This is a genomic window from Cryobacterium sp. Y11, from assembly GCF_002929535.1.
In the GTDB taxonomy this organism is placed as follows: domain Bacteria; phylum Actinomycetota; class Actinomycetes; order Actinomycetales; family Microbacteriaceae; genus Cryobacterium.
The window spans coordinates 11546-36680 of record NZ_PJJO01000042.1; the positions used below are offsets into that span (position 1 = coordinate 11546).

A 25135-nucleotide genomic window follows, 5' to 3' on the forward strand; every position below is an offset into this window, starting at 1 on the left:
AGACTCGGCGACATGACGCCGCCGCGCTTTCTCTTCGCCGATCAGCTCGGTCCGCACTACGACGATGGCGGAGCCATCGTGCTCGTGGAGGCCGCCGCGGTGCTGGGCCGCCGCAGCTACCACCGGGCCAAGGCCCACCTCATTCTCAGCGCCCTGCGCCACCGCGCCCGGGAGCTCGGCGACCGCGTCGAATACCTGCGGGCCGAGCACTACCGCGACGTTCTCACGGGCCGTGAGCTCGAGGTCATCAACCCCACCTCGTGGGGCGCACGGGCGCTGGTCACCGAACTGGGCGCATCCGTCCTGCCCAGCCGCGGCTTCGTCACCAGCGAGGAGGACTTCGCCCGCTGGGCCGACGGCCGACCCGCTTCCCGACTCGTGATGGAACAGTTCTACCGCAGCGTGCGCACGACCACCGGGGTGCTCATGCGCGGCCCCGACCCCGAAGGCGGCAAGTTCAACTTCGACCACGACAACCGCCTGCCCCCGCCGAAAGCCGCGACCAGCCTGGGCCTGCCCGACCCGTGGGCTCCCGTCGAAGACGACATCGACGCCCAAGTGCGCCTCGACCTGGACCGGCTCGTGGCCGAGGGGCGGGTGCACCTGATCGGCTCCGACGGCCCGCGCCGTTTCGCCGCCACCCGGGCGGAAGCCCTGGCCGCCCTGCAGGATTTCATCGACACCCGCCTGTCCGATTTCGGGCCCTTCGAAGACGCCTCGCTGCAGGGCGACACCACCATGGCGCACTCGCGGCTGAGCGTTCCGATGAACCTGGGACTGCTGCATCCGCGGGAAGTCGTCGACGCGGTCGTGGCGGCCTACCAGGCCGGCGGTGTGCCACTGGCAAGTGCCGAAGCGGTGGTGCGCCAGATCATGGGCTGGCGGGACTGGGTCTGGCACCTGTACTGGCACCTCGGCGAGGACTACGTCGCCGACAGCAACTTTCTCGACGCCCACACGCCGCTGCCGCGCCCGTTCCTCGAGCTGGACGGCAGCACGGTCGAGGCCAAGTGCCTCAGTCACGTCCTCGACGAGGTCGGCCGCACCGGCTGGACACACCACATCCCCCGCCTGATGATTCTGGGGAACTGGTCCCTCCAGCAGGGTTACGAACCGGCGGCCCTCTCAAACTGGTTCATCAACGCTTTCGTGGACGGCACCCCCTGGGTGATGCCGGCCAACGTCGTGGGAATGTCCCAACACGCTGACGGCGGAATCGTGGCGACCAAACCGTACGCCTCGGGCGGCGCATACATCTCCAAGATGACGGACTTCTGCGGCAGCTGCCGCTTCAACCCGAAGGTGCGACTGGGACCGGATGCCTGCCCCTTCACCGCCGGATACTGGGCGTTCCTTGACCGGGTGGAACCGCGCATCCGAGGCAACCACCGCATGAGTCAGCCGCTCGCCGGCCTGCGCCGACTCGTCGACCGTGACGCGGTGGTCGCCCAGGAGCGCGAACGCACCGCCTGGTAACGCACCGCCTGGTAACGCACCGCCTGGCGCTCAGTCGGGTACTGCTCAGGCTCGTCTGGCTCAAGCTCAAGCTCAAGCTCAGGCTCAGGCGGCGGGGTCGGTGAACGCCGAGCCGGGCAAGTCGCGCTCGTTGCCCTCGATCGCGGCCACGATGCGGCGCGCCACGAAAGCCGGGTCGAGGCCGCCGGCCAGCTTCGGGGCTGCCCCGGCAATGGGGCGGGTGGCCAGGCCGGTGTCGGTGTGGCCGGGGCGGGCGTCGAGCATCCGGATGCCACTGCGTCGCAGTTCCCGAGCACTGGCCTTGCTCCACGCGGCGAGGGCGGCCTTCGAGGCGGAGTACGCGGCCATGCCGGCCGTTGGTGCTTCGCTCGCGACCCCGCTCAGGGTTAGTACGAACGGTTCGCGGCCGGCGGCGCCCGAAGCAGCCAGTGCCTCATTCGCGGCCGCGAGCAATCGCATCGGAGCGACAGCATTCACGGCGAAGAGCGTGTCGAGGGTCTCATCGGCCACCTCGGATGCCGTGCCGAACGCGACCAGACCGGCAGCGTTCACGATGCCGTCGAGGCCGCCGTGCGCCGTGACAGCCGCGGATACGAGCTGGTTCGGGGCGTCCGCCTGGGTGAGGTCGACCGCGACCACCGTGCCGGGAATGTTCAGCGCGGCGAGCTTGTCTGCGTCACGACCGCTGAGGGTGAGGCGGGCTCCCGCTGCGGCCAACAGCCGGGCAATCTCGGCACCGAGCACTCCGGAGGCACCCACGATCAGAACAGAAGATCCAGATAAAGTCGTCATGTGTCACGGTATCCCATATGGGGACGTGACCGGCAAAAAACGGGCTCTCCTGACGTAACCGTGGGTGGTTTCCGAGCGCCTTAACGAGTGCACGCCGCTCTCCGTCTAGGTTTCTAACTGACAAAGGTAAGAAACTTAGGGACGAGAAAACGGCGTGCAAAACTCAAAACTATGGCGAACTCTGCTCGGAGTCGACAAGACCATCGTCGAAGCGGTCGATCTCGACGTGAAGTCGGGCATTTTGGTCGCGTCGGTTCGTCCAACGGCATCGATGCGAAACCGCTGCGGGTTCTGCCGGAAGCGCTGCCCCCGCTACGACGCTGGTGACGGTCGCCGCCGCTGGCGGTCTCTGGATGCGGGCTCGGTGCAAATCCAGTTGGAAGCCGCGGCGCCGCGGGTAAGTTGTGGGGTTCACGGCGTCACCGTCGCCGCCGTCCCGTGGGCTCGGCATCAAAGCGGACACACGCTGTTCTTCGACGACCAGGTCGCGTGGCTGGCCACGCAAACGTCCAAGACCGCCATCACCGTGCTGATGCGCATCGCGTGGCGCACCGTCGGGGCGATCATTACCCGGGTCTGGGCCGATACTGAGAAGCAGTTCGACCAGTTCGCCGGCCTCACCCGGATCGGGATCGACGAGATCAGTTACAAGCGTGGCCACAAGTATTTGACCTGCGTTATTGACCACGATTCCGGCCGTCTCGTCTGAGCGGCGCCGGGCCAGGACAAGGCCACCCTCTCGACGTTCTTTGACGCGTTAGGGCCGGAGCGTTCGGCGCTGATCACGCATGTTTCTGCGGACGGCGCGGCCTGGATCGCCAGTGTAGTCGCCGCCAAAGCGCCCAACGCCGTTCGGTGCGCTGATCCGTTTCATGTCGTGAAATGGGCTACCGAAGCCCTCGACGACGTTCGCCGAACCGCGTGGAACGATGCCCGCACAGCGGCCCGCCACAACGACGCCCGACGCACCCGCGGCCGGCCTGCCGCCGATGATCCGGCCCGACCGGATAGTGCTCGAGCTGCCGGCATCAAGAACTGCCGTTACGTGCTGTGGAAAACCCGGAAAACCTGACCGAGAAGCAACAAGCCAAGCTCGCCTGGATCGTGCAGACCGACCCGCGGCTGGCCCGCGCTTACTACCTGAAGGAAGGCCTCCGCGTGATCTTCAAACTCCCTGTCGATGAGGCGACCGAAGCTCTCGACAAATGGGTCGGCTGGGCTCGCCGTTGCCGCATCCCCTCCTTCGTGAAACTGCAGAAGAGCATCGTCAAGCACCGCACCGCGATCCTGGCGTCCATCGAACATGGTCTCTCCAAGGGCCGGGTCGAATCCATGAACACCAAGATCCGCCTCATGACCCGTATCGCGTTCGGCTTCACATCACCCGACGCGCTCATCGCCCTCGCCATGCTCAGCCTCGGCGGGCACAAACCCGTACTTCCGGGCCGAATTTAACGGGACTGTCTCTTAAACGGTGTTTCCGGCCTGACGCGCTGGACGTGGGTCTGGCGGGAAAGGTGCCGTGATGACGACACTTGATGCTGTGACGAAGAAGACGAAAAATGAGCCCACCCGTGAGGCGTTGGCGGCGAAGGAATGGGTGCGCCTGGCCAAGGAGCAGGGCCTGGCTCTGGACGGTCCTGATGGTCTGCTGGGCCAGTTCACGAAAACGTTCCTGGAGACGGCGCTGAACGAGGAAATGACCGATCACCTCGGTCATGAAAAGAACCGTGCCCCGGACGAGCGCGACGACTCGAACGTGCGCAACGGGACCCGGCCCAAAACAGTGATCAGTCCCACGACAGGGCCGGTGACCATCCAGGTGCCCCGTGACCGAGACGCCACGTTCACTCCGGTGATCGTGCCCAAACGACAACGCCGCCTGACCGGGGCCGATGAAATCGTGCTTTCGTTGTATGCCCGCGGACTGACGACCGGGGAGATCAGCGCACACTTCAATCAGATCTATGGTGCGCAGGTCTCGAAAGAGACGATCTCTCGCATCACGGACAAGGTGATCGAGGAGATGCAAACGTGGCAGTCCCGCCCCTTGAACGGCGTCTACGCGGCGATCTTCATCGACGCGATCGTCGTGAAGATTCGGGACGGGCAGGTCGCCAACCGGCCCATCTACGCGGCCATCGGCGTGACCCTGGACGGCGATAAAGATATTCTCGGGTTGTGGGCCGGCACCGGCGGTGAGGGCGCTAAATTCTGGATGTCTGTCCTGACCGACATCAAGAACCGTGGTGTCACCGACACGTTCTTCCTGGTCTGTGACGGGTTGAAAGGGCTCCCGGAAGTTGTCGGGAACGTGTGGCCGTTGACACGGTGCAGACGTGCATCATTCACCTCATTCGGAACACGTTCAAGCTGTCCTCGAAGAAGGATTGGGATGCGATGAAACGAGCGGTGAAACCGATCTACACCGCTCCGACCGTCGGCGCCGCGCGGGCAGCGTTGGATGATCTGACCGAGATCTGGGGGAAGAAATACGGTGCGATCATCCGGTTATGGGAGTCGGCAGGGGAAGAGTTCACCCCGTTCTTGTCCTACGACCCCGAGATCCGCCAAGTGATCTGCTCCACCAATGCGATCGAGTCGCTCAACGCCCGGTACCGGCGGGCGGTGCGTGCTCGAGGGCATTTCCCCACCGAGCAAGCAGCTCTAAAATGCTTGTATCTGGTCACTCGAAGTCTCGACCCCACCGGCGAGGGCCGAGCTCGTTGGACGATGCGCTGGAAACCAGCTCTCAACGCCTTCGCCATCACCTTCCACGACCGCTGGCCGAACGCAGAATCCTACTAATGAAAAACGCCGGAAACACCGTTAACGAGACACACCCCGGCCCGGCTTAGCTGGCGATCGCCGGGATGATGGCGCCAGAGAATACTTGCCAGGCCAGCGCCGTTTTCGCGACCAGGCTCAGGGTGATATAGGTGCGTTCGCCCTGCAGGTAGCTCTTCCACTTGCCCACTTGCTTGTATTGCAGCCATTGGTTGATGGCGAAGGTGTTGAAGAACACGAACAAGGAGATGACGATACCGATCACGAATCCGGGGGCCGCAACGTCGCTGGCACTACCCGGACGAAGGAAGTAGATCAGCACCAGGATCCAGGGCACGATGCCCACCATGGACCCGAGGATGAACGGCAGCAGCCGCCCCGTACCGGGCTGTTCGTACTTCTCTTGCAGCGCACCGAACATGATCATGGCGGCGTTGACAGCGAACACCGCGACCAGCGCGCCGATGTCGGTGACGCCGTTGATTTGCAGGATCAGCCAGATCATCGTCGACGAGCTCAGCGAATACTCCACCCAGCGGAAGTAGTTGTGGTTGTTCAGCAGTCCTTTCTTATAGCGTGCGAAGAACCCGGAGCTGGAAATGAGGAAATGAAAGAACGCGCTGAGCGCGAGGAACGCGACGACGCCAATGCCGATGTTCACCTGGAAGAGTGTCACCCGTTCCGGCGGGATCGGAACGCCGGGAGGACCGGCCAGATAGTCGGCGGTCACGGCGAACAGAACCTGCGAGCTCAGCATGGTGAGAACCACCGTGAAGCCGATGGCCTGGAGCAAGTGCAGACTTCCGGCGAGAACGTTATAGATTCGCAGCCGATCGATCTGCGCGTCAGGCGTGTAGACCTTTTTGGCCATGGGACAACTCCTTCGTTTGTGGGTGCCAGCGCCCCTGAGGACATCTTGGCACCGCCGTATCCACTATTAGTTCGACGAGTGAAGACCGGGCTGAGGCTGGCCGGTTCTCAGGGACCCGCGTTCTATGGTGAACAACGATCAATACTCTTGCTTCCCCGCTCCCCTTCCCTCCCTCGACCAGAGTCTCCGTATCGGAGTGACCGGTGCCCGCCAGGACAGCTACCGGCGGTCCACGCGACGACCAGAATGCCGGTGACCGCGAGTAGCGGCAACGCAAACACCGCTGACGTTACAGTTCGGCGGACTCTCCGCGCTGTTTGCGATTCAGAGACCGGGGTGTCCGAGGGGTCCAGGTCACTCATTGAAGCGATCCTTCCCACCGCCGACGGGCACGCGTCCGCGGCGGCGGAAAACCGGCTCGACCGCAGCAAGTTCCGCGTCGGTGGCGATCCGGAACATCCCTGCAGCCTCGGTATGCACTTCGCGTCGGCCTTGGCCGCGGGTGGCGCGGAGGCTGGCCACGATGGACACCGTGATGATAGTCACGACTACTGCCAGGCTGATCGTGGTGGGGATATAGAAGACATCCAGGAGCAGCATCTTGATACCCACCCAGATCAAGACGAACGCCAGTCCGATCTTGAGGTAGATGAAGCGATGAATCAGGTCCGCGAGGAGGAAATACATAGCCCGCAGCCCCAGGATGGCGAACGCGTTCGCGGTGAAGACTAGGAACGGTTGGCTAGTGACGGCGAAGATAGCCGGGATCGAGTCGACGGCAAAGATGATGTCCGTAATTTCCACCAGCACGAGCACGGCCAGCAGCGGGGTCGCCACCATGATTCCTGCCTTACGAATCAGGAGCTTCTGCCCGTGGTACGCGTCGGTCATCGGCACGAACCGGCGAAACACCTTGAGGATGCGGGATTTCTCGGGGTGGATGTGGTCGTTGCGAGAGCGGAACATTCGCCACCCGGTGTAGATCAGGAACGCGGCGAATACGTACAGGATCCAAGAGAAGTTCTCAATCAGGGCGGCGCCGGCGGCGATGAAGATCCCGCGGAAGATCAGGGCGCCCAGGACGCCGAGGAACAGCACTCGGTGCTGGTACTCGCGCGGGACAGCGAACGCGGCGAAGATGATCGCCCAGACGAACACGTTATCTACCGCGAGGGATTTCTCGATCAGGTAGCCAGCGAAGTACTGCTGCCCGAATTCCGCCCCCCACAGCATCCACACCAGCACGCCAAACGCGACACCGAGAGTCACCCACACGATCGACCAGACGGCGGCTTCCCGCACACCGATCACATGAGCTTTGCGGTGGGCGACCAGGTCGACGGCGAGCATCAGCAGGATCACACCCAGAACAGCGAACCACGCCCACAGGGGAACAGTCATGACAAAGACCTCCACGAAATTTTCGTGAAGGTCTCATCGACCTTGCGGCCCTGCGCACCGGAACCCGTGGCGGGAACGTATTGACGATGCGAAGCGAGGATTACTCCCCTTCTGAAATACATTGAACAGGACAAGTGTGCTTCACGTCAAGGCGGGGACGGCTGAGCAACCACTGTGCAGTGTTCGCCGCAGATCGCTCGGCTACTCTGACACCGGCGATGCAGCAATCTGCCCGCAGAGACGGAGGTGACGGTGAATGCTTCGGGGTTCGATCTGGATGCCCAGTTGCGGCGCTACCCGTGGGTGTCGCGGGCATTGAACGCGGAGGCCGTCTACGGTACCGTTCTGACCGCAGGGCTGATCTCGGCATTCTCCCTCTACAATCCGGGACTGCCGGTGCTGATCGCCCGAACCGTCGGCACCGTGCTGGTGTTCTGGGGCGCACACGTGTACGCGGAAATTGTCGGCAACCGGGAGATGAGCTGGCGGGCAGCAGTCGGCGAAGCCCTGCAACGCTCCGCCGGACTGCTCTGGGCACTGATCGTCCCGGTGGCATGCCTGGCCGCCGCCGCAGTCTTCGGACTTTCGATGGATACCGCCATCAACATTTCACTGTGGGGAGCGGTAATCACGCTCGCCATATTGGGATGGTGGGCAGCCCGACAACGCCGCGCCACCCTCCTGGCAAAGCTCGGCACCGCAGCCGGCACCGCCGGCATGGGAGTCGCTTTGATCGCCCTCAAAGCGCTCGTACACTGACCGATCCCGGGCCGCGGAAAACTGACCGACCGTACCGATGTTTTCGCAACGTGCGGACCAGATCGTACGCATATCAACAGGGGCTGTCACAGAGAGCCACCTCGTAGAGTGAGGACCGACGTCCCGTAAGCTGAGCCTCAGTCGAGAACGCGCCATTCGCGCACGCGATGATCGGCGGTTGCTTGATCGTTTCCGACGATATCGAAGCGATATTTGTTGGCGTGCTCCATCACCAGGACCGCTCCGATGCCGGTGAAGATAACGAACATTTGATCCGTGAACCACAAAGTGTGTTCGTAGTGCCGGCGAAGATTCTGACCAAGTACCGGGACACTGCGGAGTGGTTCGACCGGGTGCACGATAGTTGTCATGGTGATCATGACGTCATCCTCAGCCCCAAGGTAAGCACCAGGTTGACTGTCGGTGGGTGTCTACTGGGAATGCAGACGGGGCACCTTCGATCCGTTGGATGTTGACCAGGGTCGGCATTGTGAGGACACTCGGATTGTGACCACCGACATAGATGATGAGGAAACCATTCGCCAGGTCGTGGAGCGACTTGAGGAGAAATTCCCGGACGTTCCTAGGGCTGAGATTGAAGAAGTTGCTCGAGCCGAGTTCGCTGCTCTCTCCGACCGGCCAGTGCGGGAATTCCTCACTATCCTCACTGAAAGAGCAGCGAAAAAGCGATTAAAGAAATCAGTTCACACCTGATCTGACCGCCGCCGGTAGCCAGACTTGAGAAGCGTTTACGTATCAGGGACAAACTGAAATCAAGCGGCAGTCCGCCGGCCCTGGTGACACGCCCGGAACAACGCGGCCCGGGCCGGTTCGACAGACCCGTCCGAAATCGGTTCCGTTGAACGCGGTGCCCATGTGAGACTGGGCGGTTTCAAATGGTGGAAGCAACCTGAGGCCTTCCCACCAACACCGTCATATAGATCCGAAGTCCCCCAACTGTCGGCTGTGGCTGCTTGACTATCGACATGGACGCCGCATCATTTTCTCCTGCTGGATACAACGCCGACTTCCTTGAGATTTCTCTGCCGCTCCCGGCCCCTCCCGCAGGAACCTTGATTCGTGAACTGCTCTACACACATTTCACCGTGCTCCTGGACCCCGCGCGGCGCCTGGCGATCGCGACCGGCGTCAACATCGACGGGGATCACCTCGTTACCGTTGACCGAGGCGACGACTGGCACCTCGACTCACGTATCCCGCTCTACGAACAGGCCGGCGAGGACGTCTACGCCAGAAACGATCTCGACCGCGGGCACCTCGTCCGCCGCCGGGACCCGGTCTGGGGCGACGAGGCGACAGCCCGGCGAGCAAATTACGATACCTTCTCCTACACCAACGCCGCACCCCAAGCCGCAGCCTTCAACCAATCGAAACAACTCTGGCTCGGCCTCGAGGACCACGTCCTCACCTACGCACGCACCAACAGTAACCGCATCAGCGTCTTCACCGCCCCCGTACTCTCCGCCCAGGACCCGATATACCGCGGCGTGAAGATCCCGCACGCATTCTGGAAGATCGCAGCATGGACCACGACCCTGCACGGCTCCACCGCTCTGCAGGCTGCCGGATTCGTCCTCGACCAAAGCCCGCAATTAGAAGACATCGACCTTGACACGGTCCGCGCCCCAGCCCTCATGTACGGCACTCCCCCGCCGCTGGCGGCCATACCGCACCTACCAAGTACCCATCAGGGACATCATCGGCCTCACCGGGCTCAACCTGACCGCCCTATCCGAAGCAGACGTCTACGCCCCGGCCCCAGCAATCCGGGAAGACACCGATCATCGCACGCGCTGGGTCGAACTGATCGACACCGCAGGCATCCACCTCTAACCACACCGAATCCTCTGCAGCCAGCTCAGTCCCCGGCGCGAAGGTAGACATAGACGGTTTCCCGGCTGATCCCAAACTCTCGAGCAAGAACAGACTTCGGCACGCCCGCAGCAGCCTCCTCACGCAGCTCGGCTGCGCGGGTCGCGTCCAGTGACGGGGTAGGACCACGGTACAAGCCACGATTCTTCGCCAGGGCAATGCCCTCCCGTTGACGCTCACGAATCAAAGATCGCTCAAACTCAGCAAACGCTCCCATGACGTTCAAAAGCAGGTTTGCCATCGCATTGTCATCGCCCGTGAAGACGAGCTGCTCTTTCACGAACTCGACCCGAACTTTCATCGCCGTAAGCCGGCGCACGATCAAACGAAGATCATCGAGGTTCCGGGCAAGACGATCCATGGAATGCACGAGAACAGTATCGCCATCTCGAACGAACCGAATCATCTCCTCCAGCTCGGACCGGTTCTGATCCTTCCCCGACACCCTATCCTCAAACACCCGATCGACCTCGACGCCAGCAAGCTGACGGACAGTGTTCTGATCGAGAGTACTCACTCGCACATACCCAACTCGTTAACCCGTCACGAGGCTGTCATTTTCCGAAGTCGTCTGCACAACGACCCTCGTGTTTTCGGGGTTGTGCAGCCGACTTCGAAAACTGACAAGTGGCATAAAGATGACTCAAAATGTTGTGACTCACACCACGCAGATGCATGCACGTATCAGAATGCCAAATCAGAATCAGGATTCACGGCAGATTTCGGCCCGGCAACGACAGGAGTAACCCAGTTTTTCACTCCCCCCCATAGTGGGCATTGCCCTTGTAATGGCCGCGTGGAACCTTAGTCTGAGTCAATGGGGACAAATCAGGCACGCCGCGACACGGGTCGGGCCCTGCTGGAGTTTCAAGGCGTTGTGTTCGGGGCCCTGGTGGTCGTCGGCTCGGCAATACTGCTCAGCCAACCCGGTGCCCTCGACCCGCTTCTCTACGCCGCCGGTGCCGGCATCATCACCGTGATCACCGTGATCACCGTGATCACCGTGATCTGGCACAACCGGCCAGGCCTGCAACGCTTTGCGGTGCTGCTTCCGCTTCTCGACCTGCTCGGTATTCGGCTCACCGCGCACGCGGAAGGTGCAACGCTCTCGGGCGGCGCCCTACTGCTGATTCTGCCCATAATCTGGATCGCATACTCGTTCGGCATGCGGGGCGTACTGGCTAGCGTCGCCCTTCTCCTGGTCACAAGCCCGGTCGGACTCTTGCAGGCCTACGGCGGAGACATGGAACCAGGCAATTTCACCCGCATCGTGGCTTACCCGCTGACGCTGCTCATTTTGGCGGGGGCTGCAGGCGTGTCGGGCGCGCGCATCCGACGAAAAAAGGTGCAACTCGCAGCACAGACCGCCCTCACCGAGCAAGCGGTGCAGGCTCGCGACGACCTGATCGAAGCGGTCACGCACGAGCTGCGCACACCACTCACATCGATTCTGGGCAATGCCGAGCTGGTGCTACACACAAATGATGCCCAGACGGTTGGGCGGCGCGTCGGGATAATCGTGCGCAACGCCGAGCAGATGGACACGATACTCGCGGACCTGCTCCTCGGGCGGAGCACCGGCACTGCCCTACTGGGGCTGCACATCACGGCCACCGACGTGGGCGGGCTCATCGAGACGTGCGTCGCGGCACGTCGCACAGCAGCCGATGCGCGCAGCGTGTCGATCAACGTGATCGCCTCCGACACACTCTGGGCCGACGTCGACCCCAATCGCATTCGGCAGGTATTCGACAACCTGCTAACCAACGCCATCAAATACAACCGGGTCGGCGGCACGGTAATCGTGAGTGAAACCCGCTTAGTCACCACGGCAACCTTCGCCGTAACTGACAGCGGATACGGCATAGCTCCCACCGACTCTGCACGGGTATTCGAGCCGTACTATCGCACCGAGTCGGCGCGGCGCTCATCGCAAGACGGCTCGGGGCTAGGCCTGGGCATCAGCCGTGACATTGCACGGCGCCACGGCGGCGACCTGCGCCTAGTCGAGTCATCGACGCGCGGCAGCAGGTTCGAATTGACCCTACCGCTCGCACTTTCTGATCACGAGGACGTGGTGGCGCAGCCTGGTCACGAAAGTGAGCAAATTGTTGCGTGAGCACCCGTGAAACAACATTGTTCTTGCTTTCACGTACTGGGACGGCTTGGCAGACTTAGCGGACAAAGCAAACCGGGGGGTAGCGTGAACGCTGATCCCATCGCGATCGTCATCGAAGACGACGCTGATGTCGGCGAAGTGATCGAGGCGATCCTCATCCAGGCCGGCTTCAACGTGAAGCTCGCCAGCACAGGCCCTGAAGGCATCGAGTTCGCCCGAGTTCATGCCCTGCGTCCCGGGCGAGAGTCGCAATCGCCACCTGGTCCTCGACGTGAAGTCGAAGAACCCGCCACCGCTCGTCGCCGTCCATCGTTGGTTACATCACTGGCCCTCGCGGGCAGCGAAGGCATGTTGATGGCGGTAGAGGGTCGCGCGGCTCCATCCGACGAGGTGGGCGGCATCGGCGGCAGTACGTCCACGCTTCCGAGCGGCGTTGACGATCCCGAGCTTGTCGGCGATCACCGTCGGGTCCACGGCCGGCCGGCCGAAGCGGGTGCCAGCAGTGCGTGCGGCAGCGATACCCGCATTGACGCGTTCGACGATAAGTTCGCGCTCATACTCCGCCAGCGTCGCGAGCATATTCAGCATCAGCCGACCGTTCGTCGTCGCGGGGTCAATCCCATCCGAGATCGAGCGGACGAGCACACCACGCTCCCGCAGCAGGTTCACCGTATTGAGGACATCGATGAGGGACCGGCCAAGCCGGTCCACCCGCCACACAACAATAATGTCGCCCGGCTCGGCGTAACCGAGAAGCTTCTTCATCCCCGGACGCTCAATGGCCGTCTTGCTCCCCGAGGTGATATCCGCAAACACATCGCGCTTCTGCACCCCCGCGGCAACCAAAGCGTCCAGCTGCAACTGTGCATCCTGACTCGCCGTACTCACCCGCGTGTAACCCAGCATCCTCATAAACTCGTTCTGCCTCACAAAGTCCCTTCGAAGATAGTGAGACAGCATGAATGGCGAGACGACTTTACAAGACAAAAGGTGAGCACGCGATTCCGCGCTTTTCTGCACTTTTCCCACGACTCAATTTCGGTGGGTCTCGTGTCTTGTAAACCTTTACTTTTCTGAGACTGCACGGTGCCGGCCTCTCGGCGATGCCGTCGGTGCCTCATATGTAGAAGTGATTATGGGTAACCGACCAGGAGGTTATGCGGCACAGTGACGAGATTCACCGCCTTACGAGATTCCTAGGCCCTACGAGGGCACCAGCGGCTGCGATGAGATGCACCTATTTTTAGGTTTCGAACGGAAAGACGCAGTGCAGTGCCCTGTAGGTGTCCGGTAGGGCTGCGAAGCGAAAGAAATTGCCGTTGATCGTTGCGGAGGCGTCTGCTGAACGACCTGCACCCAGCGTCCAGCGCATCATTGATGCGCGGGCTGCTCGCTAGAGTTGCCCGATGACCAACGTGCGATATCCGCGTGCTTTATCACTTGGCGATCAGATTTCGGTCCCAGCCCCTTCTATGGGGGTGCCTGCGAACCTGCACTCAAGACTTGATCGAGGGGTGCGCGACCTCGAAGCACGAGGCTTCACCGTGGTCGTGGGGGAATCTGCTCGGCGTGACGGTCTCGTTCCCGCTCCTGCCGCCGAACGACGATCGGAGTTAAGCGCTGCGTTCGCCGGCCCGGCCCGCGCGATTCTTCCTCCGTGGGGTGGCGAGCTGGCGGTGGAGCTCGTAGAGGAACTTGATTGGCAGGCGTTCGCCGCCGATCCGAAATGGTTTGTCGGCTGGTCAGATATTGCCACGCTATTGATGCCACTCACGATCACGACAGGTGTCGCGACCCTTCACGGGGCAAACCTGATGGACGAGCCGTGGGAGTTGCCAACGGAATTCCGCCGGTGGACCGAGGTGGCGTCATTGTCAGCAGGGACGTCCTTTACACAGTTATCGGCGCCGCGACGGCGGTCGCGGCCGTGGGGCGCTTGGGCCGATGAGCCCCTTACCCGCGATGCAGCTTACGAAGCGACAACTAGCTGGCGTGCGCTGGACAATGACCCAACTTCGCAAATGCATGGTCGCCTCATCGGCGGATGCCTGGAGAGTGTTTCGCTACTCGCAGGCTCGCCATTCGGTGACGTCTCCGGCTTTGCAGAACGCCATGCTCCCGAGGGCGTAATCGTCTACCTTGAAGTGTCGGGTGCAGAGGCTTCTACGGTGCTGCGCATGCTCTGGTCGTTGCGCTTAGCCGGATGGTTCAGACATGCCACCGGAGTTCTAATTGGACGCACGACCGCTCCCGGCGTTGAGGGCCTGAGTCAACGCGGCGCAATTGAGAGAGCGTTAGACGATCTGGGCATTCCCGTCATCATAGATTTCGACATTGGCCATCAGCCGCCGCAGCTGCCCCTCGTCAATGGTGCCCTTGCGGAGATCGAGCTGATTCAAGGACGCGGCCGCATCACCCAGCACCTTGTGCCCTAACCTGCTGCCGCCGTCACTCGAAAAGCGACACTGAGACGTGTCTTGTGACCTACCTGCCTCAAAACGGGCGGGTTCAGGCGGTGAGTGCAACACCCCGACCCCGCTCAGAACTGGTGCCGGCACTGATTTCAATGCGCCAAAGAGCGATCACGGAATGCCGCCACAAAGCGATGAAAGTTACAGAGCAAGCAGCGCTCTCCTGGGGTCGTCCCGTAGAGGGTCCGGCTACTGGGACGTTGCGGCCGAACGCCGCTTTCTTCGGCTGGACTCCCATCTTGTGACGGCATCCGCGCGGCTCCTATCGCCGCGTACCAAAGCGTGCGAAGGTGAGGAGATGTCTCGTCTACGCCGGCCGTCGCCTTCGTACTGGGTATGGCTTAGAGTTGTGGGGTGTCCAGCTGGATGAAAGTGGTCTGCGCTCTTGCAGCCGGCGGCGGCTTGGGGTTCCTGTCATCGGTGACGAATGAATGGGCGTCTGTGCTCACTTTCGTGTTCAATTCCGGTTGGGCATGGGCCGGAATAATGGTGCTCGGTGGCTGGATGGGTGGGACGTGGCGTACAGCAATCCTGACCGGCATCCTCGCTGAACTCGCCGCTTGCACTGCTTACTTCGTTACCGACTCATGGCTCCGAGGAGAGCCATTCACCAGTTACGCACTTGAATTGTCCTACTGGTCACTCATCGCCCTGGCACTCGGGCCCGGGTTGGGACTTGTCGGTGCGGGCGCGCGCGGCCGCGGACTGGGAGCGTTACTCGCTGGTCTCGTCGTTCCCTTCACAGCGGCCCTGGAGATGGTCTCACCGTCCCTCGCAGCGGCAGCTGGTACCTCACTGTCGATCTGATGGGTTTGAGAGCAACGAATGTGCGATCGTCAGTCGCTGTCGAACCTCCCGCTCTTCCCGTCGCCAAGTCGTCACCGCCCCAGTCGCTCAGCCGTATTCGGCACGAGCGTCCGCCGGTGGTCCCTGACAACCGTCGTCGCGACCTGCTACCTGTTAGGCGTCTCGACCCGGCGGATGGAGAAACTCGTCGAGACCCTCGGCATCACCCACCTCTCTAAATCTCAAGTCTCGGAGATGTCGAAAGAACTCGACGACCACGTCGCCGACTTCCAAACCCGCCCCTGGACGGCGGCCCCTACATGTTCGTCGCCGCCGACGCCCTCGCGATGAAAGTTCGAGAAGGCGGCCGGGCCGTGAACGTGTCCGTGATGGTCGCTACCGACGTCAACGCCGATGGCCACCGCGAGATCCTGGGCCTCCCGGTCGCTTCCAGCGAGGACGGCGCGGGCTGGTCTGAGTTCTTCCGCGACCTCACCGCCCGGGGCCTCACCGGTATCAAGCGCGTCATCTCTGACGCCCACGTCGGCCTGGTCGCCGCGACCGCGGCGACCCTGCCCGGGGCTGCGTGGCAGTGGTGCCAAATGCACTACTCGGCGAACCTGATGTCAGCGACACCGAAGAGCTCGCGGCCGTGAGTGAAGACGCTACTGCATACCGTTTATGACCAGCCCGATGCAGACGCAGTGAATGCCCAGTTCGACCGGGTCCTGGACGCATTGGAACACAAGCTCCCGAAAGCGTGCGCATCTCGACGCGGCCAGGGCCGACATTCTCGCGTTCACAGTGTTCCCGAAAGAGCTCTGGAAACAGATCTGGTCGAACAACCCGAACGAGCGCTTAAATAGGGAGATCAGCCGCCAGACCGATGTCGTCGGGATCTTCCCTAACAGGGACTCGATCATCCGTCTCGCGGGAGCTGTCCTTGCCGAGCAACACGATGAATGGGTCGAGTCCCGCCGCTATCTCGGCCTCGATGCCCTGGCCAAATCTCAGGCCGTCGGGACCGCTATGCCCGAGGAGGTGGCTATCGAGATCTCTGCCCTCAGCGCCTAATCAGCCGAGGGATCACAGGGAAACCGAAACACCACTCAAAAGGACTTGACCGGGGACTCCTGCTTCTGAGCAAGTTCCAGCCTGACGATGACGGCCTTGGATACCGGTGTGTTGCTGTCGTCGGCTACTTTGTCCAGGGGAACAAGAACGTTCGCCTCGGGAAAGTACGTGGCAGCGCACCCACGGGCGCTGGGATAGGCAACCACACGGTAATTGCGCAGTACTCGCTGCGCGCCATCATCGTGCACGCCGTGAATGTCCACCTGCTGGCCGTCCTCCAAGCTCAGTTCAGCGAGGTCTTCCGGATTCACGAAGACCACATGCCGGCCTTTCTTGATGCCCCGGTAACGGTCGTCGAAACCGTAAATGGTGGTGTTGAACTGGTCATGGGATCGCATAGTCTGCAGGATCAAGGTCGCGGCCGGCCGGCCAATAAACTCAAGCCCGTTGACAGTGATCATGGCCTTGCCCGTGGGCGTGTGGAAAGTGCGCGAGTCTCGCGGTCCGTTCGGCAACACAAAGCCGCCATCCTTCCGGATTTTTATGTTGTAGTCCTGGCATCCTTCCACCACGTGCGAGATGTGTTCGCGGATCAGATCGTAGTCTTTCTCGAATCCAGGCCAATCAGCGTTGGTCTTCTCCCCGATCGTCGCCCGTGCCAAGCGGGCGATAATGGCAACCTCGGAAAGCAGGCCAGGTACAACCGGTTCAATCACGCCGAAGGAGGGATGCACCGCACAGACCGTGTCTTCAACCGACACGAATTGCTCTCCCGATGTCTGTCGGTCGACCTCGGTGCGGCCCATGGTCGGAAGAATAAGCGCTTCCTTGCCCACGACCGCGTGGGAGCGGTTCAGTTTGGTGGAGATCTGGACGGTCATGTCCGTGCCGTGCATCGCGGCTTCGGCGGCATTGGTATCCGCGATCGCCCCGACCAGGTTGCCTCCCAATGCCATGAAAAATTTGATGCCGCCGTCACGCATGGACTGGATTGTCTTGACCGCGTCCACTCCATGATCAATTGGCGGCTCGAAGCCGAATTCCTTGCCGAGTGCGTCCATGAATGACTGTGGCATTTGCTCCCAGATACCCATGGTCCTGTCGCCCTGGACATTGCTGTGGCCTCGGATCGGGCAAGCGCCAGCGCCCGGCTTGCCGATGTTTCCGCGCAGCAGAAGCAGGTTGATGATCTCCTTGATCGTGGCGACCGCTTTCTTGTGCTGGGTTATCCCCATCGCCCAGGTGATGATGACCCTCTCAGCTTTCAGGTATCGGGCCGCCAACTCATCGATCTCGTCTATGCGCAGGCCAGTCGCCTCCAGGACTGCACCCTCGTCCAGCTCCGCGAGGTGCAGTGTGAACTCCTCCAGCCCTTCACAGTGCTCGTCAAGGAATTGGCGGTCCAGAACTGTTCCCGGGGTTTCGGCCTCAGCATCGAGCACCCTTTTGGAGACGGCCTGTAACAGGGCCATGTCCCCGCCCAGCCTGATCTGAATGAACTGATCGGCAATCTCAGTCCCGTGGCCGATGATGCCCTTGACCTGCTGCGGGTTCTTGTATCTTCTCAGTCCCGCTTCCGGCAGGGGATTTACGGCGACAATTTCCGCGCCGTTGTCCTTGGCTTCCTCGAGAGCAGTGAGCATGCGGGGACTGTTGGTTCCCGGATTCTGGCCCATGATAATGATCAGATCGGCCTTGCCGAAATCATCGTAGGCGATCGTGGACTTGCCAATTCCAATGGTCGGGTCCAAGGCCCGACCGGTTGATTCGTGGCACATATTGGAGCAGTCGGGCAGGTTATTCGTCCCGTAGCCGCGGGCGAAAAGCTGATACGCGAAGGCGGCCTCGTTGGACGCGCGACCGCTGGTGTAAAAGACAGCCTCATTGGGGGACTCGAGGCTGTTGAGCTTGTTGCCGACGATGGCGAATGCCTTGTCCCAGCTGATAGGCCGGTAGTGGTCCTCACCGGCTGGCTTATAGACAGGTTCAGTCAGGCGTCCCTGCGTGCCCAGCCAATACTCCGAACGCGTGAGCAGGTCGCTGACCGAATGCTCGGCCCAAAAACTGGAGGACACGACAATGGGCGTCGCTTCCCAGGTGACGGCCTTGGCGCCGTTTTCGCAGAACTCGAATGCCTTGCGATGATCAGGATCCGGCCACGCACAGCTCATGCAATCGAAGCCGTCCTTCTGGTTCAGAGACAGCATCGTCTTTCGCGTTCGATCCACGCCCATATCCTTGATCGCCGGAATCATTGAGTGCAGCACACCGGGCATCCCAGCGGCCCAGTCCTTAGGCTTCCCAACTTCAATGTCGCTGTCTTGAGGTTCGTTCACCGGAGGGTTCTCGCGCATCATGACCACTCTCTTCCCGCTTGTAACAGCAGCGACCAGAATCAATCGTGCCGACCATATCAGGACTAACAGGTGCGCTCAGGCATAGCAACTAAAACGATTAAATTGCCAACCCCGACGCGAGTAGCCTGAGCGAATGCAGGCATTTATCGAACACTGTCACGTTGGGAGACGAGACCGTGATTGGGCACTATGAAACGCGGTCGCGGCCAAAGGATCGCCATTCAAGAGGGTTGATTTGAAGTCCTTGCCTGATGTCGGGGAGCTTCCCTTCGGCCGGCTCGACTGGCACAACAACCGGCGTCTCCACAACGCTCTCGAGAGCGTTCCGCCGCAGGAATAGGTCAGCACAATCGGGTTGTCATCGCCCATGAAAAAACTGAAGGAATCTCATTATGATTCGCACCCTCGTCCAAGATTACGAACATATCCACACCACCATAGGCATCAGCGGCAACCTGTTGTTCGTCGTCGGCTCTGTGCTTTTCTTCAAAGCCTTTAACCACTTCTATACGCTTGCGGTCTGGCTGTTCGTCATCGGTTCAATCTTCATGTTTATCGGCGCGCTCGGGGGTGGCCTGCACCGAATGCTGCAGCGTCGCAACAATAGGGTCTAGGTGTTGTTCCCACGGTGGTTGTATGCAGCGTGGCTGGAGTAAAAAGGTGAGGACCTCCGGTATCGATTGGATTACCACGCTCAAGCCGATGCCACGGAGGCCCTCATCTCTTACGTTACTCACGCCAACGCACCCCTGACGCCCGAGGGACGCCTGAAACTCGTCCAGCTCGTCACCCGCGACGGCTGGGCCCAAGCCCGCGCCGCGGAACCGAGCTCGCAGGGTATGCCGACGTCCAAACCGCCCTCGACACGACGTTCTACTTCTGTGACCCGCACTCACCTTGGCAGCGCGGCAGCAACGAGAACACGAATCGCCTCCTGCGGTTCTGGATCGAGAAGGGCTCCGACCTCTCCACACACAGTGCCGAGGACCTACGCCGCACGGCCGCCAAGCTCAACCGACGCCCTCGCCCGACCCTCGACCTCGACACCCCGGGTCAACGACTCAACCAGCTGCTCCTCGCAGCCTAAAACACTGCGTTGCTCCGACGACTTGACTTTGCCCTGATTGAAACGCCAGTAGTCGCAAATTACGGTGCCAAGCCGAGCTGTTCGAGCATGCCCTGTTGGTCGCTGCTACCCCACCGCTCGACAAGTCTCCCGTTCTCAAACCGGCTAATTTGCATGCCACGAACAGACATCCTTTTACCGCTAGCGGCGTGGCCCATGAGAGGGCCTTGGTGGGTGCCGGTGAGGGTATAAGCGAATGCGACGTCGGTATCGTTGGCGACGAGACGCTCAACTGCGATGTGCAGGTCTGGAAAAGCGGCAATCATCTCGCCAAAAAACGCTTTGTAACCCTCAGGACCAGGGCCTTGCCCAGGGGCAGGGTCGTTATCGACTGCATCTTTTGCCACGAGGTTGTCGAGAAGGTCGAGTTTTCCGCTGTTCACGGCGTCACCAAACTTCTGCTGGGCTGCGATATTCATTTCTTGACTCATGTGTTTACTCTCTTCCTAGACATTTACCGCGGCTGGGTTTGTATTGGCCACGGGTGATCATATGTCTGCAATTCTTAGAATGAAAAAGGCCGAACTGACCGCGTCCGATATCGAACACATATATAGGGTGGTCAGCTACGTGAAGCGGCACAGGGCACGGGGCACAGATTTCGACGCCGAGCACTCACGATGGCGATACTCGTGATGAACTAGGGAAATGACCCACTAAAAACGTAGCGGCAGGGGGAACTGTGAGGTCTGGTTCTCCCTGCCGCGCGCGCCGTAGTTTGGACCACAGAGGCTAGGTCAAATGGGCCGCTAGGGGTTGGTTTATTCGGGCTTGAGGATAACTTTGGTCCACCCGTCGGTGCGGTCGCCGAAGTTCTTGTAGGCGTCCGCGGCGTCACTGAGGGGAATCTCGTGAGAAACGATCCATGATGGCTTGGCTTTACCCACAGCTATCAGCTCGCGCAACTGTCGATTATATTTCTTCACCGGGCATTGGCCACTGCCAATGTTTATTCCCTTGAGCCACTGCAGGCCGTAGTCAATAGCAATCTTGCCCTGTTTGGCGTTCTCGTCGAAGCCGCCGGGATCTGCGGGCAGGAAAACGCCAACAACACCAATTCCCCCGGTGATACGCACGGACTGAATCAACCGGTTCAGAGTCATGGCGGGATCTTCGGTGCCCTGTGCGTCGTGGGCCTGATAGCCCACGCATTCACAACCTCGGTCCGCGCCGATGCCCTTGGTCTGGTCCAAAACGAACTGAACCGGGTCCGTCTTCGAGTCATCAACGGGAATCGCGCCGATTTGCTCGGCGAGGGCAAGTCGGTCTGGGCGGCGATCCACAACCCAGATTTTACTCGCGCCCTTAATCGACGCAGACAGGGCTGCCATCAGCCCGACTGGACCCGCACCGTAAATCACTACTGTGTCACCGGGCATGACGCCGGCCATCTCGGTAGCGTGGTAGCCCGTAGGGAAGATGTCCGAAAGCATCACGTAATCGTTTTGCTTTTCTATGGCGTCTTCACCCAGGCGCAAGCAGTTGTTGTCGCCGTAGGGCACACGCAGCATTTGCGCCTGCCCGCCAGGATACGGCCCCATGCCCGCGAAGCCGTAGGCGGCGCCCGCGCCGACCGGGTCTGACTGAGTGGTCATGCAATAGTTAGTGAAACCGCGTTCGCAATTCTTGCAAAACCCGCAAGAAATATTGAACGGCAGAACGACGCGTTCGCCGACTCTTACCTTATCGACGCCATTACCGACCTCGATGACCTCGCCCATATTCTCGTGGCCAAACGTGCGCCCAGTCTCAAAATTGGTGCGTCCCTCGTACATGTGTAAATCTGAACCGCAAATATTCGTGGCCGTGATGCGTACGAGAACGTCAGTGGGACGTTCGATCTTGGCATCCGGAACTTCTTCAACACTGACCTTGTTGGGACCCTTATAAACGACTGCCTTCATTTCTTTTCACTCCCTGATTTTCATGACCGTGAAACACGAACGGTCCGTCTTCACTTTCGGAGGTGTTCGACTTTTAATACCCGGGCAGCCTCGAGCTGCCCGCTAGTTGTGCATACCTCGGCGAATTCAAGCGGTCGTCGCAACGAAGGGATGCATTCGTCGAGCGTGGAATGGGAAGCGAGGAGACACCATTGACCGCGATCGAGGCCACCTTTTCGGTCCCAAATACCTTTCCACCGAGATATCCGCGGCAGGTCAGTCGTCAATTAACGCGATCGACAGTACACGTGGCGCATCAGTCGGTCCATCGTTCCCGATGGCTGCTGCACGTCCTGTTCGACGACACTCGGAATAGCCATCAGCTCTTGGGTATAGCTGAGTTCGGGACTTTTCTTCAGCAAGCGTTGATGAAAACCGCTCGCAGATCGCCGTAAATGGAGGACTCGGTGGGGACCAGCGGCGGCTTTGCCGAACCGCAGCTCACAGGTCTCCTGCGGATACGGCGGATTCCAACATTTCTATTGCTCGCTCGGTGGTAAGTACTACCCCGGCGATGTAGTTGAAGTTGGTTAGGGCGGCCGCATACCCGTCGCCGAGTTCAGGGTGCTGTGCGGCGGCGGTCGCGTCGGCAACGACGGCCACGTCAAATCCTTGTTCTAGCAGTTCACGTAGGTGACTTTCGATGCACAGGTTTGCTGACATTCCTGCGAGCAGAACCTTGCTAATTCCGCGTTTACGCAGCTGGAGCACGAGGTCGTTCTGCTCGGGCCCGTAGATCTTGTGGGGACTGCACACTACCGTCTTGCCGTCTTGCAGGAACGGTTTGTAGCGCTCTAGCCAGTCAGCTCCTGAGCCAGAAAATCCGTCAAGATCCAAGGGCCCCGGCCGATCGAACATGCCGATCTCGTGCATCATCTTTTCCAATGTTCCGCCGAATTCCCACTGGTGATCGTGGGGGAAATAATAATGCGGAGACACGAAAACCTCATACCCAGAGGTCTTGGCACTCACGAGCAACTGCTCAATGTGCTCGACGGTGTTATTCTCTTCGACGCTCTTACCGACCAGTTCCCAAGTCGCACCGGTAGGGCTGAGAAAATCGTTTTGTGGGTCCGTCAGCACGAGCGCTGTGGTGGATGTATCAAACAACATAAAAATTCTCCTTCATCAAAAGTCACGAGTAGTGATGGCGTTGGGCGTGGTGACCTCCTAATGCGAATCGGATGAAATAGTTTCTGCAACCCTCTTCACCGTACCGAAGGCTAATCCAAGGTCAACCCGGGTAAGGAAAAACTCGCAGGAACAGGAAGGTACCTGTGCACGGAACCTCAGCAGCGTGAACAAGCGATGGGACGGGCTAAACGACGGGCGAGGGAGGCTCTTCAGAATCCCTCTCGGTGCCAGGGCGTAGCGCGACCAAAATGCGCTTCAGATCGATAACGATCGCGGCCGTGGGGCTGAGCGATGTCGTCCCGGCATCCAACTCTTGTATGCCGTGCAGAATCGCCTCGACTGCCACTACGGCAGCATCAAAGGGTGCGCTATCACGCGGGCCGTCGTCCGTGGCACGCAAAGTTTCTGCGACCGCGTGCAGGGCATCGCTCAGAACCGGCTGCGGCTCGGGCGGCAGCTCAAGGGGAATAGGTTTACCCCAGATCATGCCCGTAAAAACCTCAGTCAGGTTGCGCACGTGAAAAGTGACGTTCTCCAGAGCCGCGAGGTCCTCATAGTCGACAACAAGATTCCTGCGGTTGAACCGAGCACGAGGGTTACCCTTACGACTCTCGTCGGCGTATTGCACAGCTGACCTGACATCTCGGGCCGCGTCGGTAAGTGCGTTGCCTCTGGTCGCCCAGAGGTCACGCTCCGGAGTTCAACTCTCGACCAAGGCCACGCCGAAATCGCTGAGGTGCGTGGCGAGGGTGCCCCGAAAACTAGTCAACCGATCGACAGCCGTGCCGATCGCAAGCGGCGGCAAAATTAGCAGGTTGACCAAAAGTCCCACCGCATTCCTCCGATAAGAGAGCCAAGGCCGATGACCCGCGAAATCGTCCACGCGCTGGGCTCACTCAGGAGGAGCACGGCCCCAGCAAGGGCGATTCCGACGGCCAGCCCAGCGAGGGTTTGTAAAGCGCTGCGGAGAGAACGCATAAGCGTTGGGTGCATGCTCAAAAGTGCGCCCAACGGCGCGTAGTACCGCAATTCCTGGGCGTCCCCAGGGAGAAAAGGGGACAGCGTCCAGGCAATCGCCACAGCAACAGCAATCTTGGTGACCTGGAGGAATCGCGGAGGTTGAAGACGACGGGCCAACGCCAGCCGTGATGCGTTTCACGGGAAAATCGTTCTCAGCATCGTCTAAGCCTCTTCCGCGGCAACGGAGAGTTGAAATCCGCTCGCCCCGCAGGTCAAGTGCAAATACTGGCGAGGCGCTGGGAAACATCCAACAAGAAAATCACTCCCGCAGTAGCCGGTACGGCGCTCAGAATTTTCGAAAAGGATGTCCACCTCCGTTCACGCCGTGTCCGACAACGCGACGGCGATATCGAATCAATGCGGATCTTGCTCGCGGAACGCGCCTCAGCCAACAAGGCACGCACTGTTGGTCAGCGCGCCCGAGGCAACCCGACAGGATTATCGTCGCTTTGACGGCGACAAACTGGCGGTCACTCTCGCGCGCACACGTCCGGCGCCGGGGACCACTCCGGAACTGATAGCTCGAGCATTCGCGAAACGGGCCGCGCAACGCCACCACGCGCTAACGGCAGACATTGCCCATATCGTCATGCAGCGCTCAGACAACGAAGAGCGTCAGTGGATCCTTCACGCCGAAACCGTTCCGGAGCTCCGCCATGCCCCGAAACGGCTACTCGATCCGCAGTCTCAGCTGAAGAGGCTCACGCCACCTGGACCAACCAACAGCCCCACGACGATGAGCACAATACCCCAGAGAATCTGGCGTCGAAATAGAGCGACAATGCCTGCAATAACGAGGATTACCGCAATGATCCAGAGAATTGTTGCCATGGTGCTGCTCCATTTCATTCAGCGCCGACGGGCCGTACGCCCATAGCGGTTTTCGATCTGTTGAATCGAACGTACCCCCTGCTCGGTCTCTGATCACTGTGTTTTATCCAAAATGGCGTGGAGGTGAGACGCTGTCATCATGTGTTAGCCGCCATGCGAAACGACGAAGAGAACCCAAGCACGGTCACGTCCCCCCGAGGGGACGCTCCTATTGATGTCAAGCGGCTTTTTGCGCCGCCTTGGTTTATTGAGTTTTGTCGTCGAGCCATGCGTTGAAGGCGACTTCCAGATTGGT

At 60.6% G+C, this 25135-nt stretch carries 24 protein-coding genes and 5 pseudogenes; 15 read left to right on the forward strand and 14 right to left on the reverse strand.

All coding sequences use genetic code 11. The features are described 5' to 3' along the window. The first annotated feature begins 12 nt into the window (after positions 1-12). Complete coding sequence (locus CXY75_RS01955) at positions 13-1476, forward strand: cryptochrome/photolyase family protein (RefSeq protein ID WP_104081190.1); 1464 nt, start codon at positions 13-15, stop codon at positions 1474-1476. Positions 1477-1560: 84 nt separating this feature from the next. Here CXY75_RS01955 and CXY75_RS01960 read toward each other — a convergent pair whose 3' ends face one another. Beyond that, complete coding sequence (locus CXY75_RS01960) at positions 1561-2268, reverse strand: SDR family oxidoreductase (RefSeq protein ID WP_104081191.1); 708 nt, start codon at positions 2266-2268, stop codon at positions 1561-1563. Positions 2269-2422: 154 nt separating this feature from the next. On the opposite strand from CXY75_RS01960, the pseudogene CXY75_RS01965 reads away from it, so the two are divergent. Continuing rightward, positions 2423-3723: pseudogene (locus tag CXY75_RS01965) on the forward strand (ISL3 family transposase). Between the two features lie 67 nt (positions 3724-3790). Continuing rightward, positions 3791-5076: pseudogene (locus CXY75_RS01970) on the forward strand (IS256 family transposase). A 46-nt stretch (positions 5077-5122) separates the two neighbouring features. Here CXY75_RS01970 and heR read toward each other — a convergent pair. Both heR and CXY75_RS01980 read right to left on the reverse strand, forming a co-directional pair. After that, positions 5123-5926, reverse strand: a complete 804-nt coding sequence (heR, locus tag CXY75_RS01975; RefSeq protein ID WP_104081192.1) for a heliorhodopsin HeR — start codon at positions 5924-5926, stop codon at positions 5123-5125. Between the two features lie 354 nt (positions 5927-6280). Then, positions 6281-7327, reverse strand: coding sequence for a TerC family protein (locus tag CXY75_RS01980; protein ID WP_104081211.1), 1047 nt, complete (start codon positions 7325-7327; stop codon positions 6281-6283). Positions 7328-7579: 252 nt separating this feature from the next. Between CXY75_RS01980 and CXY75_RS01985 the strand changes: the two genes are divergently transcribed. Then, entirely contained in the window at positions 7580-8086 is a 507-nt protein-coding gene (locus CXY75_RS01985) for a hypothetical protein (protein WP_146069328.1), read from the forward strand. Between the two features lie 137 nt (positions 8087-8223). Here the strand turns inward: CXY75_RS01985 and CXY75_RS01990 are convergent, their stop codons facing one another. Next, entirely contained in the window at positions 8224-8466 is a 243-nt protein-coding gene (locus CXY75_RS01990) for a hypothetical protein (protein ID WP_104081194.1), read from the reverse strand. 127 nt (positions 8467-8593) lie between these two features. On the opposite strand from CXY75_RS01990, the gene CXY75_RS01995 reads away from it, so the two are divergent. Together CXY75_RS01995 and CXY75_RS02000 are read left to right on the forward strand one after the other, a co-directional pair. After that, complete coding sequence (locus CXY75_RS01995; protein WP_146069329.1) at positions 8594-8800, forward strand: three-helix bundle dimerization domain-containing protein; 207 nt, start codon at positions 8594-8596, stop codon at positions 8798-8800. A 272-nt stretch (positions 8801-9072) separates the two neighbouring features. Beyond that, complete coding sequence (locus CXY75_RS02000; RefSeq protein ID WP_104081196.1) at positions 9073-9987, forward strand: DNA/RNA non-specific endonuclease; 915 nt, start codon at positions 9073-9075, stop codon at positions 9985-9987. Here CXY75_RS02000 and CXY75_RS02005 read toward each other — a convergent pair. After that, complete coding sequence (locus CXY75_RS02005) at positions 9966-10502, reverse strand: recombinase family protein (RefSeq protein WP_104081197.1); 537 nt, start codon at positions 10500-10502, stop codon at positions 9966-9968. The genes CXY75_RS02000 and CXY75_RS02005 overlap by 22 nt on opposite strands. Positions 10503-10796: 294 nt before the next feature. On the opposite strand from CXY75_RS02005, the gene CXY75_RS02010 reads away from it, so the two are divergent. Beyond that, positions 10797-12098, forward strand: coding sequence for a cell wall metabolism sensor histidine kinase WalK (locus CXY75_RS02010; protein ID WP_104081198.1), 1302 nt, complete (start codon positions 10797-10799; stop codon positions 12096-12098). Between the two features lie 321 nt (positions 12099-12419). On the opposite strand, the gene CXY75_RS02020 is transcribed toward CXY75_RS02010, so the two are convergent. Then, a complete protein-coding gene (locus CXY75_RS02020; protein ID WP_104081199.1) occupies positions 12420-13010 on the reverse strand; it encodes a recombinase family protein in 591 nt (196 codons plus the stop codon). Positions 13011-13504: 494 nt separating this feature from the next. Here CXY75_RS02020 and CXY75_RS02025 point away from each other — a divergent pair, with 494 nt between their 5' ends. From CXY75_RS02025 to CXY75_RS20690, 4 genes and pseudogenes are all read left to right on the forward strand, one after another. After that, entirely contained in the window at positions 13505-14533 is a 1029-nt protein-coding gene (locus tag CXY75_RS02025; RefSeq protein ID WP_104081200.1) for a S66 peptidase family protein, read from the forward strand. A gap of 390 nt (positions 14534-14923) precedes the next feature. Continuing rightward, on the forward strand, positions 14924-15376 hold the full coding sequence (locus CXY75_RS20260) for a hypothetical protein (RefSeq protein ID WP_233201677.1): 453 nt from the start codon (positions 14924-14926) through the stop codon (positions 15374-15376). Positions 15377-15550: 174 nt separating this feature from the next. Then, positions 15551-16011: pseudogene (locus CXY75_RS20685) on the forward strand (transposase). A 52-nt stretch (positions 16012-16063) separates the two neighbouring features. Further along, positions 16064-16429 (forward strand): transposase, encoded by a 366-nt coding sequence (locus CXY75_RS20690; RefSeq protein ID WP_255411752.1) that lies wholly within the window; start codon positions 16064-16066, stop codon positions 16427-16429. A gap of 35 nt (positions 16430-16464) precedes the next feature. Here CXY75_RS20690 and CXY75_RS02040 read toward each other — a convergent pair whose 3' ends face one another. Continuing rightward, positions 16465-18786 carry an FdhF/YdeP family oxidoreductase gene (locus CXY75_RS02040; protein ID WP_104081212.1) on the reverse strand — a complete coding sequence of 774 codons (2322 nt, stop codon included), beginning with the start codon at positions 18784-18786 and terminating at the stop codon, positions 16465-16467. Positions 18787-19178: 392 nt separating this feature from the next. On the opposite strand from CXY75_RS02040, the gene CXY75_RS02045 reads away from it, so the two are divergent. The 3 genes and pseudogenes from CXY75_RS02045 to CXY75_RS20270 all read left to right on the forward strand — a co-directional run. Further along, on the forward strand, positions 19179-19400 hold the full coding sequence (locus CXY75_RS02045) for a YrhK family protein (protein ID WP_104081202.1): 222 nt from the start codon (positions 19179-19181) through the stop codon (positions 19398-19400). A gap of 105 nt (positions 19401-19505) precedes the next feature. Then, positions 19506-19610, forward strand: a pseudogene (locus CXY75_RS20265) (IS481 family transposase); the annotation flags it as partial. After that, positions 19604-19873 (forward strand): annotated as a pseudogene (locus tag CXY75_RS20270) (IS30 family transposase); the annotation flags it as partial. The pseudogenes CXY75_RS20265 and CXY75_RS20270, both read left to right, overlap by 7 nt. 59 nt (positions 19874-19932) lie before the next feature. On the opposite strand, the gene CXY75_RS02055 reads toward CXY75_RS20270, so the two are convergent. Continuing rightward, a complete protein-coding gene (locus CXY75_RS02055) occupies positions 19933-20343 on the reverse strand; it encodes an ester cyclase (protein WP_104081203.1) in 411 nt (136 codons plus the stop codon). 43 nt (positions 20344-20386) lie between these two features. On the opposite strand from CXY75_RS02055, the gene CXY75_RS20915 reads away from it, so the two are divergent. Beyond that, positions 20387-20548 carry a DUF3140 domain-containing protein gene (locus CXY75_RS20915; protein WP_369826637.1) on the forward strand — a complete coding sequence of 54 codons (162 nt, stop codon included), beginning with the start codon at positions 20387-20389 and terminating at the stop codon, positions 20546-20548. 125 nt (positions 20549-20673) lie between these two features. Here the strand turns inward: CXY75_RS20915 and CXY75_RS02065 are convergent, their stop codons facing one another. The 6 genes from CXY75_RS02065 to CXY75_RS19990 form a co-directional block, all read right to left on the reverse strand. Then, the gene (locus tag CXY75_RS02065; RefSeq protein ID WP_104081204.1) at positions 20674-21816 is read right to left on the reverse strand and encodes a glutathione-independent formaldehyde dehydrogenase; all 1143 of its coding nucleotides are present in this window, start codon (positions 21814-21816) and stop codon (positions 20674-20676) included. 480 nt (positions 21817-22296) lie between these two features. After that, positions 22297-22968, reverse strand: a complete 672-nt coding sequence (locus CXY75_RS02070; RefSeq protein WP_104081205.1) for an isochorismatase family protein — start codon at positions 22966-22968, stop codon at positions 22297-22299. 205 nt (positions 22969-23173) lie between these two features. Then, complete coding sequence (locus CXY75_RS02075; RefSeq protein WP_104081206.1) at positions 23174-23617, reverse strand: hypothetical protein; 444 nt, start codon at positions 23615-23617, stop codon at positions 23174-23176. 72 nt (positions 23618-23689) lie between these two features. Continuing rightward, positions 23690-23821, reverse strand: coding sequence for a hypothetical protein (locus CXY75_RS20695; protein ID WP_255411753.1), 132 nt, complete (start codon positions 23819-23821; stop codon positions 23690-23692). Next, positions 23797-24069, reverse strand: a complete 273-nt coding sequence (locus tag CXY75_RS20920) for an FUSC family protein (RefSeq protein ID WP_158251088.1) — start codon at positions 24067-24069, stop codon at positions 23797-23799. Before CXY75_RS20920 ends, CXY75_RS20695 begins: the two co-directional genes overlap by 25 nt. Positions 24070-24696: 627 nt before the next feature. Further along, positions 24697-24840: a GPGG-motif small membrane protein gene (locus CXY75_RS19990; protein ID WP_199182331.1), complete on the reverse strand. Its 144-nt coding sequence runs from the start codon at positions 24838-24840 to the stop codon at positions 24697-24699. Positions 24841-25135 lie beyond the last annotated feature (295 nt).